Consider the following 12,138-nt stretch of genomic DNA (forward strand, 5'->3'; position numbering starts at 1 on the left):
CTGGTGCATGAGAGTCTGTCGTCACACCGCCTTGATCCCGTAATAAGAGGCCGGGCTCCGAAGGGGGCGCATGAGCAACGAACCGTCCGCGAGCCTCACTGAAGGCATGATGGCGCTTCTGGCGGCGAATCCGGGCCAGCCGCCAAGCGAGGACGCGATAGCGTCTCTCGGCGGATGGGAGCGCCTGGCCGCTGACGGTGCCGCGATCGCCGACAGCCCGGTGCTCGTCCCGTTCGTCGGGCTGATCGTGCGTGCAGCCGCGAGCCCCGACAACCGGACCGGTGCCTATGCAGACGCGTTGCTCGCCGTCGCTGCCGCGGTAACGGCAACAGAGAGCCCTGCCATCTTCGGCGACAGCCTGCGCATGCTGATCAGCAGTCCCGCAGCCCTCTACGTCGTCGGCGCGACCTTGGCTAAGTCGCTGGAGGGCATCGTCGATGAGTTTCGGGACCTCAAGGACCAGGATGTCCGCACCGCCCTAAGAGCGGCGGATGCCCTGGAGGCGCTCACCCGGCTCAATTTGGCCGGAATAGGGTCGTCGTTCGGGCTTCTCGCTATCTTGGAACGCTTTACTGCGCCGGTGCCGAAGCCCCTTGGAACAGCAGTAATACGGGCGGTCGGCACGGCCGTCGACCAATGGCCACACGCCGACAGCCTCGTCGGTGTCGTCCGACTCGTCGCGGGCATGGACTCGTCAAAGGGAGAGACCAGCGCGGACATCGACTCGGACGATGTCGCATCCGACGCTGCTTGGGTCCTGGCAGGGATCGAGTTGGTTCGTGCCCTGCGCGCTGATCTACCAGCAATGGCCGAGAACCTGGAGGAATCTGCGGCATATCTGAAGGTCGCCCACGACGCCTACGGGCGCGAGGACGCCGGCATACTGCTCAGTGTCGTCGAGGTTCTGCGTGGTCTCCTCCACGAGTCGGGCGTCCCGCCGAGCGTTGAGGCACTGGCAATGCCGCAACTGGAGCCGGAGGTCTTGGATGACCTGGCCGAGCGCGTCCGTCGGTTCAACGTCGCCTCTAGCGGCCTGAACCACTGGTACGGCGACCCAAAGAGGGCCGCACTTCTTGCCTGGAACCGGCTCGCGGACGACCTCCGCAAGCTGCGTGTGGAGTTCGCGCGCAACAGTTTCTACAAGGCTGAGGTCGTCGTCGACGACTTGCTGCAGATCTATATGGGCTCGCGTTCGGTAGCGGTTGTGTGCCGAGAGGAGGACGCCGACGGTTTGCTCACGCTCGTACAGCCGGTCATCGAATCTGGCTTCGCAAGGACCGCCGGGCTCCTGAGCAACCTAGAGGACCATACGGACGCCCTCCAGCAGCAGGTTGTGGCAGCGGCCGACGACCGGCGAGGTGCCCTCACCGAGCAGCTCAATGCCGCCCGTGCGGTCCTGGCCGCTGCGAAAGCTCATGCGTTGGGAGGCACCGGTCAGGGAAAAGGCGACGGCGGTATGGCTTCAATAACTCTGCCGCCACCACTTGACCAGCTCGCCCCGGCTGGCTCCGTCGCGGCGACCGAGCTCGGCGCAATGAGCGGACCGGTACTGACCGAGCTCGCCCGGGCGGTCGACAACGCCACCATTGGCAAGCACAGCCTCAACCTTGTAGAGAGCGATGTGTACACCGCGGTACGCGCTGCCCTGGCGACGAGCCCGGACTACCGCGGTGAGGCAGCGGCTGCCGTTGACGTCGTCTTGCGGCTCATTATCAGGTATGTCACTACGCGAACTAACGCACAATCCGACCTCTACCCCTTCTTGTTCGATCCGGATGCGAACGAAAATGCGATTCACCTGAACTTGTACGACTACCTCACCAGCACCGAGCTTGGGTCCATCACGGAGTTCGAGGTGCAGCACGTTGGCGGCGGGCGTATCGACCTTCGCCTCAAGTTCGACAGCTTCGCGATCCACATCGAGATGAAGGTGGACTCAACGAAGGTCCCGATGGACGACAAGACCGCCTACCTCAAGCAGGCGGCCGCCTACCAGGGCACCGACATCCGTATCGGGTTCCTCGTCGCCCTGCGACACAAGGCGTTCGACGCTTCGGGCCCACCGCCGCACCTGAGCACACTCATCGGTCACACCGAGTTCGACATCGAGGGCGACCCGATTCCAAGACACATCATCACCGTCCAGGTTCCCGGCAGCCGCACCAAGCCATCGCAGATGAAGTAGCGGGTGAGTCTGCCCGTTTGACGGTATGCGGCTCCACGAGATCTTGGACAGAGTCCACCAGATGTTTGACGGGTCCGGGAGAACTTTGACGGTCTCAGGAGATCATGGACGTAGCCGCGGTCGCGTTCTTCGACTTTAGACGCTGCCTCAGAACCCGCCCGTTTCGTTAGTGCGTGATGGGGCCGGTGGCCGAGTTCGCCTGGTGCGGCCAACCTATGGCGGCCAGAGCAATAGTCAAGACCTGTGGATCAGATTCTTAGGCGGCTTCTGGTCGGTTGTCGGGTATTCGTCGGGGCGTTCGACCAGCTTGCCGTTGGTGAAGGCGCTCCTGCGCGGACGAGGGCGACGAGGTGGGGTGCGTTGACCACGCGCCATCGGGTCTGGGTGGACTCGATGAGCTTGAACGCCATGGCCAGGCCGGCGGCCCGCGAACCGGGCCTCTTGGTGGCCTTGGTGCGGTGGCGCAGTGACGTGTCGCCGTTGAGGACGGTGGGCGACATGGACGCCAGAGCCTGGGAATGTCATACCCCGCATGCATACTCATGCCCATGGGCACTGGTTTGTCTCTGGTTGAGCAGAGCGAAGAGTTCAAGGAGTCGGGGACCGAGCCGCGCGTCAGCAGCTATTGGTCCGGCAGGCTGGAGGAATGGCTGGCGGCAGTGTTGCCGTCGGGTGCGTACGAGCGCTACGAGCACTTCGAATCCGACGATACCGACCCCGATGATGGTGACGGGCCCGGAGATGATGAGACACTCCTGGAGTGGACGGAACGTCGCCGTGCCGGAGTACAGGCGTGGTCCTTCCCTACAGACGAGTTGCGTGCCGAGTACCTGCAGACTGTCTCGAGCCGTCACGAAGTCGACGTTCTTGCTTTGCTGAGGCTATTCCTGTTCGACGAATCTTGCTTCGGCGGTGACAGTGAACACCTACACCAAGCCATTTACGTGCACGAAGACCTTTCTGCCCTGGACTACCTACCGCCGGAGTATCGCAGGCGTCTGATGATGTGGATGGGCGGTAACGCCAAACCTCACCCGAGCATCCGGTGGGCACTTGACCTCCTACCGCACGCACCACAGCAAGCCATCGATGCCATCACCGGTTATCTGAACGTGTACCGCATGGTCCGCCCGGAAGGCCGCTCACAGGGGCTCTTGGATGCGGCCGCCATCATCCGGGCCCGTTGGGTCGACGACCTGTCTACAGGTGCGGGAGCGCTGTTCCGGCTCAGCCCTCGAGAACTTGAAGTGCTCGTCGCAGCCCTCTACAAGGAACTCGGCTACAGCGTCGAACTCACACCTCCGTCGCGCGACGGAGGTCGCGACGTAATTGCTGTCAGGAAAACTCCAGGGCAATGCGAAGTCGTCGAGATCGAGTGCAAGACTCACACATCGCCCGTCGGAGTCAGGTGGGTGCGACAACTCCGCGGCGTCATCGACCGACATGGCGCCAACCGTGGAGTGCTAGTCGCGATTAGTAGATTTACCCGCGGCGCCTATAAAGAGGCCTCTGACGACAGCCGACTCGAAGTCATCGACGGCACCACTCTCATCAAGATGCTCAACGCGAGCTTCGGTCCCCTGTGGATCGAAGACAGAGAATGGATTTGCAGAGGTCTCGTCTGAACACATGCGCGACAGCGGCGGCTGCCCCCGGAGCCACACGTGCCCACGATTAGCCGACGGGTTCCTGCCGGCCACGGGGCTGTGTCCGCTCATCGGCATGTGAGGGCGACTCGGGCTTGTCGCAGGTCGTTGGCGATGGCTGTCGGCTGCCGAGAAGTTGAGTCTGGGCATGCTGCTGGGTCCTGAGTGAACGTGACCTTCGGCAGTGCGGCCCTATGTTACGGAGTGTAATCATGCGTCGGGTCGTGTGAGGTTGTGCTGGATGCGGTTGGCGCGAGGTACTCGCCTGCTGCTAGCGAGTTCGCTAGCGGATGATCTTGCTTGGGGCGGTCGTGGTGAGGCTGGTGAGGTGGGCTTAGCGGGCTCTGGTGGCTGGGCTTGGGGGGTGGGGTCAGCCGAGTTTCGGGGTGGCGCGGTCGATGATCGGGGCGACGTCCAAGCCTGGCGGGAGGGTGCCGAAGGCGGCGCCCCAGTCGCCGGCCAGGCGGGTGGCGCAGAAGGTGTCGGCTACGGTCGGGTGACCGTGTCTGACCAGCAACGATGCCTGCAGGACGAGCGCGAGGCTCTCGGCTACTCGGCGGGCTCGATACTCGATTGTCGCCGTGTCGGCGAAGGTTTCCTTGGCGTCCTTGACGGCTGCGTCCAGGCGCTTGTCGGCTCCTCGGGAGAGGTCGACCTCGTCAAAGAAGGCGTCCAGCGTCTGCGGTTCGCGTAGGATTGCACGCAGGAGATCGAGAGCCGCGACGTTGCCGGAGCCCTCCCAGATGGAGTTCAGGGGGGACTCCCGGAACAGGCGCGGCATGCCGGACTCTTCGACGTAGCCGTTGCCGCCGAGGCATTCCAGGGACTCGGCGGCGTGGGCGGGCCAGCGCTTGCAGATCCAGTACTTGCTGATGGCGAGTGCGAGGCGCTTGAACGCGGTCTCGGCGGCGTCGCCGCGGACCGAGCGGTCGGTGGCGCCGGCGAGGCGCAGCATCGTGAGGGTGGCGGCCTCGGACTCGACCGCCAGGTCGGCGAGGACGTTGCGCATCAGCGGCTGGTCGATCAGGTACCTGCCGAACGCCTTGCGGTGCGCGGCGTGGTGCGCGGCGGTGGTGACGCCGTACCGCATCCCGGCTGCGGCGCCGATCACGCAGTCGAGCCGGGTCATGTTGACCATCTCGATGATGGTGCGGACGCCGCGGCCCTCGTCGCCGACCCGCCAGGCGACCGCGTCGGCGTACTCGACCTCGGAGGAGGCGTTGGACCGGTTGCCGAGCTTGTCCTTCAGCCGCATCAGGCGCAGCGGGTTGAGGCTCCCGTCCGGCAGGACGCGGGGGACGAGGAAGCAGGTCAGCCCGCCCGGCGCCTGCGCGAGGGTGAGGAACACGTCGCACATCGGGGCGCTGGTGAACCACTTGTGGCCGACGAGGCGGTAGGTGCCGTCGGCGGCGGGGGTGGCCCGCGTGGTGTTGGCGCGGACGTCCGAGCCGCCCTGCTTCTCGGTCATCGACATGCCGGCGAGCAGCGCGTTCTTGGTCAGGGGGGCGCGCAGGCCGTAGTCGTACTCGTTTTTGGCGAGGAGCGGCTCGTACTGCGCGGCCAGGTCGGGGGACTGGCGCAGCGCGGGGACGGCCGCGTAGGTCATGGAGATGGGGCAGCCGTGCCCGGCGTCGACGCGCCACGTGTAGAACTTCGCGGCCCGTGCGACGTGGGCGCCCTCGCGGGGGTCGGCCCACGCGGAGCCGTGCAGGCCGTGCGTGACCGCGACGGTCATCAGCTCGTGCCAGGCCGGGTGGAACTCGACCTCGTCGATCCGGTGCCCGTACCGGTCGTGGGTGCGCAGGACGGGCGGGTTCTCGTTCGCGAGGCGGCCCCACTCCTGGGCCTCCTCGGTGCCCGCGAGGCGGCCCAGCTCGCGCACCTCGGGCTCGGCCCAGCCGGCGCCCTCGCGCGCGAGCCCGTCCAGCAGGACGGCCTCGTCGGCCACGTCGTGCCCGGTGAGCGGGGGCACCTGGTTGACGACCTCGTGCGTGTCCACGCCCCGCAGGATACAGAACCCCGTTCGGGGCACCTGGAGATGGTGCCTGTACCGTGGTGGAGAGTCCATCCTCCTGAAGTGGTGGGGCGATCTCGTCCCCCCGGCGGATTGTCGCGCCACGCCGGGGGCATACCTTCGGAATCATGAGTCAGTCCAGTCCGCAGCCCGAGCGGCCCTGCCCCGGCCGCCCGCCGGCCCGGCGGCAGGACGCCCACTCCGTGCCCGATCCGCGCGACGCCAGGACCGCGCCCGACGCGATCCGGGCGTCCGACGCCGAGCGCGAGGCCGTCGTCGAGGGGCTGCGGGTCGCCTCCGTGGAGGGCCGGCTCACCTTCGAGGAGCTGACCGAGCGCACCGAGGCCGCCTACGCGGCGGTCAGCCGCGGCGACCTCGAACGCATCACCGCCGACCTGCCCGGCATGGGCGCCCCCGGTGCCAACCCCGCGCCGCCGCAGGTCAAGCGCAGGTTCAGCGCCGTCATGGGGGACTGCAAGGAGCGCATCGTCGGCCGCATCGACGGCCCGCTGGAGGCGGTGTCGGTGATGGGCGACGTCGAGCTCGACCTGCGCGGCGCGCAGGTGCCGACCGGTGAGGTCCAGATCTCCGCGACCGCCGTGATGGGCGACGTCAAGATCATCGTCCCGGACGGTGTCAGCGTCGAGCTGACCGGCCACAACTTCCTCGGCGACCGCAAGGTCAACGTCCGCGACCCGCACCCGGGGGCCCGCGTCCCGGTCGTCCGCGTCACCGCGACCGCCGTGATGGGCGACATCAAGATCGTCGACGACGAGCACCACGCGCCCGTCCGCCGCGCCATCACCGACTGGTGGCAGAACCGCAGGTAGTCTGCGTCAGCGGCTGTCGTCGTGCCGCTCGGCGTCCTCGACGCCCGCCTCGTCCGGCGGCAGCGCGTCGGGATGCCCGTGCCGGACGCCGGGCGTGCCCGTGCCGCTGGTCTCCTCCCCGTCGGGCACCGTCCGGCCGCGGGCGTCGGAGCGGCGGTTCACGGGTGCGAAGTCGCGGTCGTGCGTCTCGCGGGGCTCGTGGCCGAGGTCGTCGCGTTCCATGGCGGCCCGCATACCCGGTCGGCGGGCCGCCGAACGTCTAGCCGGCGGCGGCCCGGCGCGCGCTCTCCAGCGCCTCGTCGTAGCGGTGGACGATCAGCTCCGCGACCTCCGGGGCCGCGCCGAGCACCGGGGAGACAGCGTCGGCGCCGGCGGCCAGCGCCTCCGCGCGGACCTTGTCGGCGAAGTAGCCCGGCGCCAGGAAGTAGGACGCGACCGCCACCCGCGGGGCGCCCGCCTCGCGCAGCGCCGCCACGGCCTCGCCCGGTTTCGGGCCGGCCGCCGACGCGTACGCGGGGACGGCGTCCCGCCACCCACGCGCCCGCCAGTCGCGGGCGAGCCGGGCGATCGTCGCGTTCGCGGACGCGTCGCTCGAACCCGCCGAGACCAGGACGACCGCCGTGTCCGGGTCGCCGGGCTCGACGCCCGCGTCCCGCAGGCGGCGCTCCAGGGCGTCCATGAGCAGCGGGTGCGGGCCCAGCGTGGCCGCCGTGCGCAGCCGCAGGCGGGGGTGCAGGGCGCGCACCCGGTTCAGGACGCCCGGGATGTCGGTCTTGCTGTGGTAGGCGGCGGTGAGCAGCAGCGGCAGCACGACGACCGCACCGTCCTCCAGCCCCCGCCCGCCACCAACCGAACGACGAGCTCCGCTCGACCGACCATTCCGGGCCAGGCCGTCCAGTACCTGGGCGGGTGTGGGCGGTGCGTGGTCCAGGAACGCGGCGTGCGCGGGGACGTCCGGGCGGCGCGCCCGGACGGCGTCGAGGAGCGCGGCGACGGTCGCGGCGGCGCGGGGGTCCCTGCTCCCGTGCGCGACCGCGACCATCGGGGGAGCGCTCACAGGTGGATGCCGCACTCGGTCTTGCCCATCCCGGCCCACCGGCCGCTGCGCGGGTCCTCGCCGGGCGCGACCGGGCGGGTGCACGGCGCGCAGCCGATCGAGGGGTAGCCGTCGTAGTGCAGCGGGTTGACCAGCACCCCGTTGTCGGCGATGTAGTTGTCCATGTCCTCCTGGGACCAGTCCAGGATCGGGTTGACCTTGACCATGCCGCGCTTGCGGTCCCACTCGACGACCTTCCGGTCGCGGCGGCTCGCGGTCTCGTCCCGCCGGATGCCGCTGAACCAGGCCATGTAGCCCTCCAGCGCGCGGCCGAGCGGCTCCACCTTGCGCAGGTGGCAGCACAGGTCCGGGTTGCGGCCGAACAGCCGGGGGCCGAGCGCGGCCTCCTGCTCCTCGACCGTCCGGGACGGGGTGACGTTGATGACGTTCACCGGGTAGACGGCCTCGACCGCGTCCCGGGTGCCGATCGTCTCGGCGAAGTGGTAGCCGGTGTCGACGAACAGCACGTCGATGCCGGGCTTCACCTTCGACACCAGGTGGATCAGCGCCGCGTCCGACATGGACGAGGTGAGGCAGATGCGGTCGCCGAACGTGGCGGCGGCCCACCGGATGATTTCCAGCGTGGGCGCGCCCTCCAGCGCCGCGGCGGCTGATTCGACGATGTCCTCGAGGTCAAGGGTGGGTCTGTCGGTCTCCAGGAGGGTCACCGAGGGATCTCCTTGCTCGCGGTGCCGGGGACTCCGACACCGAGGAACTTCAACGTGAAGGAACGGAGGCAGTCGGGGCAGAACCAGGAACCGTGCTCCTCGCGCGGTTCCAGGTTCTCCTCGCCGCAGTACGGGCAGTAGAACGGCGCCATGCGCTCGCTCATCGGTGCTCCGCCCGCTACTTGAGGTCGGCGTCGTCGGCGCGCTGCACCCAGTCGGCGAACGTCTCGCCGTCGGCGCGCTGCGCGTCGAACTTGCGGACGACCCGCTCGACGTAGTCGGTCAGCCCGGCCGAGGTGGTCTTCAGCCCGCGGACCTTCTTGCCGAACGTGGCGCCGAGCCGCCCGCCCAGGTGGATCTGGAAGCCCTCGACCTGGTCGCCGTTCTCGTCCACGACGAGCTGGCCCTTGAGCCCGATGTCGGCGACCTGGATGCGGGCGCAGGCGTTCGGGCAGCCGTTGACGTTGATCGTCAGCGGCTGGTCGAAGTCCGGCAGGCGCTTCTCCAGCTCGTCGACCAGGTCCATGGCGCGCTGCTTGGTGTCGACGATCGCCAGCTTGCAGTACTCGATGCCGGTGCACGCCATCGTCTGGCGGCGGAACGTGGACGGCCGGACCTGCAGGTCGTGCTTCGCCAGCTCGTCGGCGAGCGCCTCGGTGCGCTCCCGCGGGACGTCGAGGATGACCATCTTCTGCTCGATGGTCGTCCGCACCCGGCCCGAGCCGTAGCGCTCGGCGAGGTCGCCGATGACGCCGAGCAGCTCGCCGTTCACCCGGCCCACGCGCGGGGCGAACCCGACGTAGTAGTCGCCGTCCTGCTGCGGGTGGACGCCGACGTGGTCGCGGCGGGCGAGCGGCGCGGCGGGCTCGGGGCCGTCCGGCAGGGCGTAGCCGAGGTACTCCTTCTCCAGCACCTCCCGGAACTTCACCGGGCCCCAGTCCTTCATCAGGAACTTCAGCCGGGCGCGGCTGCGCAGCCGCCGGTACCCGTAGTCGCGGAAGATCGAGGTGACGCCGTGCCAGACCTCGCTGGTCTGCTCCGGCTTGACGAACACGCCGAGGCTCTGCGCGAACATCGGGTTGGTGGACAGCCCGCCGCCGACGAACAGCTGGTAGCCCGTCTCGCCGGCCTCGTTCACCACGCCCACGAACGCGATGTCGTTGATCTCGTGGACCGTGCAGTGCGAGGTGCAGCCCGACAGCGCCGTCTTGTACTTGCGGGGGAGGTTGGAGAACTCGGGGGAGCCGATGTAGCGGTCGTGGATCTCGCGCAGGTCGCGGGTCGCGTCGATCACCTCGTCGGCCGCGATCCCGGCCAGCGGGCAGCCGATGATCGTGCGCGGGACGTCCCCGCACGCCTCCATCGTGTGCAGGCCGACCGCTTCGAGCGCGTCCCAGATCGCCGGGACGTCCTCGATCCGCACCCAGTGCAGCTGGACGTTCTGCCGGTCGGTGATGTCGGCGGTGCCGCGCGCGTACCGGGTGGAGATGTCGGCGATCGTCCGCAGCTGCGGACCGCTCAGCTGACCGCCGTCGATGCGGACCCGCATCATGAAGTAGCGGTCCTCGAGCTCCTCGTCCTCCAGGGCGCCGGTGCGGCCGCCGTCGATGCCGGGCTTGCGCTGGGTGTACAGGCCCATCCAGCGGAACCGGCCGCGCAGGTCGGACGGGTCGATCGAGTCGAAGCCGTTCTTGGAGTAGACGTCGATGATGCGGCGGCGGACGTTCAGCCCGTCGTCGTTCTTCTTGTTCTCCTCGGTGGAGTTGAGCGGTTCGCGGTAGCCGAGGGCCCACTGGCCCTCGCCCTTCTTGCGCTTGATCGCGGGTGGCACGGCGCGCGTCCTCATCTGTGGTCGTGAGGGACGCGTAGCGCACCGGCAGCATCAGACGGCCGGCTCAACGCTGAGCAGGATCAGGTCAAAGGTGACGCCGATGCACCACGCGCCCGCTGAGCAGGGGGCGTGGTCGGGGCGTCACCGACAGATCGCGCTGCGGACGCGCAGGAAGTCCACGTGCCGGCGCTTCGCCAGCAGGGGGTCCGCAGCAGTCATGCTCAGACTCTGACATGACGTCTCGCGGCCTGTCCAGCCTCGTCCGATATACGGACACGTGAGATGTGTCATGGGGGCGGTCATCCCTGCCTCCGCCAGTTCACCCGGGGCTCGGCGTCGTCGCCGGCCGGGCGGCCGCCGGGCGCGCCGTCGCGCTCCGGCGCCGCGGGCGGGGGCCGGTGCTGGCAGTCGCACCAGGAGCCGCCACGGCATTCCTCGTGGCGGCGCTCGCGGCAGGACTGGCAGATCACGCCTCCATTGTCACCGATGGATCGCGGTGCTCGGCGCCCCGGCTCCGGCGCGCGGCCCCCGAGAGGAGTCCGGGCGGCGGTCTGACACGCCCGGGTACGGGCGGATGCGCCCGCCCGTGGCCGGACCGGGACGATCATGGTCCGGACGACGTTCCGCTCCGTCCAACCGGGTATGGGCAAGGACATGTACGGGGCGGCGGGCCGGTGGGGAGACGATCGGACGGGGGAGGCGATCGCCACGCGACGCACGGGCCGGGGAAGCACGTGGCCGACCACGGAAATGGGCGAGGCGGCATGTTCCGGGCGCGCGACGCTCTACGGTGGGGCGGTGTGACGACCGTCTCCGACGCCGAGGGCGTCCCCTCGGCCGGGGACTCCGACTCCGAGCGGGACCCGCGCGGCCCCAGGCCCCGGACGCGCCCGCACCCGCTCGCGACCGCCCGGGCGGCCCTGCGCACCGCCGCCCGCGTCTGCTGGATCCTCGTCAAGGGCACCGCGGTCGGCGCGTTCCGGTACCGGGTGACCGGGCTCGCCGCCGAGGCCGCGTTCTTCGCGCTGCTGTCGCTGCCGCCCCTCGTGATCGGGCTGATCGGCACGATGGGCCACCTGCGCGGCCTGCTCGGCCCCGACACCGTGACCGAGATCCGCACCTGGGTGATCGAGCAGGCGCAGACCTCGCTGACGGGGCCGGCGGTCAACTCGGTCGTCGTCCCGCTGATCGACGAGGTGATCCGGGGCGGCAGCCCCGACATCGTGTCCGTCAGCTACCTGATCTCGCTCTGGGCGGGGTCGCGGGCGACGAACGTCTACGTCGACACGATCACCATCTCCTACGGGCTGTCCGGCGTCCGCGGCGTGATCCGCACCCGGACGCGCGCGTTCGTGCTCTACCTCATCGGGCTGCTGGTCATGCTGATCGTCATCCCGATGCTGGTGGCCGGGCCGGCGCTGGTGCGGCAGGCGCTGCCGGAGAGCGCGCCGGCGGTGCAGCTGCTGTACTGGCCGGTGGTGGTGATCCTGTCGATCCTGTTCCTCGCGCTGCTCTACCACATGAGCGTCCCGGTGCGGACGGCCTGGTGGCGCGAGGTGCCCGGCGCCGTGCTGGCGCTGCTGATCTGGATCGTCGGCAGCGCGGGCCTGCGGATCTACCTGGCCGGATCGCTGCGCGGGGTGTCGGTGTACGGGTCGCTCGCCGCCGCGATCGCGGTGCTCGCGTGGCTGTACGTGGCGGCGCTCGCGGTGCTGATCGGGGCCGCGCTGAACGCCGAGATCGACCGGCTCTGGCCGAGCGGCGACACCGCCCGGGCGCGCGCCGTGCGGGAGGCGCAGGCCGAGGAGGAGCCCCGCGACCAGGGGGCCGCGGGTAAAAACAACCCCGAACAGGGCTCTGAATAGGTT

11 protein-coding genes and 1 pseudogene are annotated in these 12,138 nt (G+C 69.3%); 4 read left to right on the forward strand and 8 right to left on the reverse strand.

Going from position 1 to position 12,138, the window contains the following annotated elements; genetic code table 11:
- The first annotated feature begins 70 nt into the window (after window positions 1-70).
- Window positions 71-2,185, forward strand: a complete 2,115-nt coding sequence (locus ACGFI1_RS11720; RefSeq protein WP_392784942.1) for a hypothetical protein — start codon at window positions 71-73, stop codon at window positions 2,183-2,185.
- Between the two features lie 234 nt (window positions 2,186-2,419).
- Here ACGFI1_RS11720 and ACGFI1_RS11725 read toward each other — a convergent pair.
- Window positions 2,420-2,655, reverse strand: a pseudogene (locus tag ACGFI1_RS11725) (hypothetical protein); the annotation flags it as partial.
- A 78-nt stretch (window positions 2,656-2,733) separates the two neighbouring features.
- On the opposite strand from ACGFI1_RS11725, the gene ACGFI1_RS11730 reads away from it, so the two are divergent.
- Window positions 2,734-3,810: a restriction endonuclease gene (locus tag ACGFI1_RS11730; RefSeq protein WP_392784944.1), complete on the forward strand. Its 1,077-nt coding sequence runs from the start codon at window positions 2,734-2,736 to the stop codon at window positions 3,808-3,810.
- Window positions 3,811-4,201: 391 nt separating this feature from the next.
- Here ACGFI1_RS11730 and ACGFI1_RS11735 read toward each other — a convergent pair whose 3' ends face one another.
- Window positions 4,202-5,830, reverse strand: coding sequence for an acyl-CoA dehydrogenase family protein (locus ACGFI1_RS11735; protein WP_392784946.1), 1,629 nt, complete (start codon window positions 5,828-5,830; stop codon window positions 4,202-4,204).
- Window positions 5,831-5,973: 143 nt separating this feature from the next.
- Between ACGFI1_RS11735 and ACGFI1_RS11740 the strand changes: the two genes are divergently transcribed.
- On the forward strand, window positions 5,974-6,675 hold the full coding sequence (locus tag ACGFI1_RS11740) for a DUF1707 SHOCT-like domain-containing protein (RefSeq protein ID WP_171069519.1): 702 nt from the start codon (window positions 5,974-5,976) through the stop codon (window positions 6,673-6,675).
- Window positions 6,676-6,681: 6 nt separating this feature from the next.
- On the opposite strand, the gene ACGFI1_RS11745 is transcribed toward ACGFI1_RS11740, so the two are convergent.
- The 6 genes from ACGFI1_RS11745 to ACGFI1_RS11770 all read right to left on the reverse strand — a co-directional run bounded on the left by ACGFI1_RS11745 (window position 6,682) and on the right by ACGFI1_RS11770 (window position 10,740).
- Window positions 6,682-6,897, reverse strand: a complete 216-nt coding sequence (locus ACGFI1_RS11745; RefSeq protein ID WP_386869918.1) for a hypothetical protein — start codon at window positions 6,895-6,897, stop codon at window positions 6,682-6,684.
- A 37-nt stretch (window positions 6,898-6,934) separates the two neighbouring features.
- Window positions 6,935-7,717 (reverse strand): sirohydrochlorin chelatase, encoded by a 783-nt coding sequence (locus ACGFI1_RS11750; protein WP_392785528.1) that lies wholly within the window; start codon window positions 7,715-7,717, stop codon window positions 6,935-6,937.
- A gap of 11 nt (window positions 7,718-7,728) precedes the next feature.
- The gene (locus ACGFI1_RS11755) at window positions 7,729-8,439 is read right to left on the reverse strand and encodes a phosphoadenylyl-sulfate reductase (RefSeq protein WP_392784948.1); all 711 of its coding nucleotides are present in this window, start codon (window positions 8,437-8,439) and stop codon (window positions 7,729-7,731) included.
- Complete coding sequence (locus ACGFI1_RS11760) at window positions 8,436-8,603, reverse strand: Insertion element protein (RefSeq protein WP_138640700.1); 168 nt, start codon at window positions 8,601-8,603, stop codon at window positions 8,436-8,438. Before ACGFI1_RS11760 ends, ACGFI1_RS11755 begins: the two co-directional genes overlap by 4 nt.
- A gap of 14 nt (window positions 8,604-8,617) precedes the next feature.
- Window positions 8,618-10,285: a nitrite/sulfite reductase gene (locus ACGFI1_RS11765; protein WP_386869914.1), complete on the reverse strand. Its 1,668-nt coding sequence runs from the start codon at window positions 10,283-10,285 to the stop codon at window positions 8,618-8,620.
- A 284-nt stretch (window positions 10,286-10,569) separates the two neighbouring features.
- Window positions 10,570-10,740 carry a hypothetical protein gene (locus ACGFI1_RS11770; protein ID WP_386869912.1) on the reverse strand — a complete coding sequence of 57 codons (171 nt, stop codon included), beginning with the start codon at window positions 10,738-10,740 and terminating at the stop codon, window positions 10,570-10,572.
- Window positions 10,741-11,070: 330 nt separating this feature from the next.
- Between ACGFI1_RS11770 and ACGFI1_RS11775 the strand changes: the two genes are divergently transcribed.
- Window positions 11,071-12,135 (forward strand): YihY/virulence factor BrkB family protein, encoded by a 1,065-nt coding sequence (locus ACGFI1_RS11775; RefSeq protein ID WP_386869910.1) that lies wholly within the window; start codon window positions 11,071-11,073, stop codon window positions 12,133-12,135.
- The last annotated feature ends 3 nt before the right edge of the window (window positions 12,136-12,138 follow it).

Origin of the sequence: Actinomadura geliboluensis (assembly GCF_043197915.1) — a bacterium.
Classification (GTDB): domain Bacteria; phylum Actinomycetota; class Actinomycetes; order Streptosporangiales; family Streptosporangiaceae; genus Spirillospora; species Spirillospora geliboluensis.

What these genes read in the sequence shown, in the direction of transcription:
- ACGFI1_RS11720 (WP_392784942.1), top strand. Translation starts at nt 71, where the DNA reads ATGAGCAACGAACCGTCCGCGAGCCTCACTGAAGGCATGATGGCGCTT.
- ACGFI1_RS11765 (WP_386869914.1), bottom strand. Translation starts at nt 10,285, where the DNA reads ATGAGGACGCGCGCCGTGCCACCCGCGATCAAGCGCAAGAAGGGCGAG.
- ACGFI1_RS11740 (WP_171069519.1), top strand. Translation starts at nt 5,974, where the DNA reads ATGAGTCAGTCCAGTCCGCAGCCCGAGCGGCCCTGCCCCGGCCGCCCG.
- ACGFI1_RS11745 (WP_386869918.1), bottom strand. Translation starts at nt 6,897, where the DNA reads ATGGAACGCGACGACCTCGGCCACGAGCCCCGCGAGACGCACGACCGC.
- ACGFI1_RS11760 (WP_138640700.1), bottom strand. Translation starts at nt 8,603, where the DNA reads ATGAGCGAGCGCATGGCGCCGTTCTACTGCCCGTACTGCGGCGAGGAG.
- ACGFI1_RS11750 (WP_392785528.1), bottom strand. Translation starts at nt 7,717, where the DNA reads ATGGTCGCGGTCGCGCACGGGAGCAGGGACCCCCGCGCCGCCGCGACC.
- ACGFI1_RS11730 (WP_392784944.1), top strand. Translation starts at nt 2,734, where the DNA reads ATGGGCACTGGTTTGTCTCTGGTTGAGCAGAGCGAAGAGTTCAAGGAG.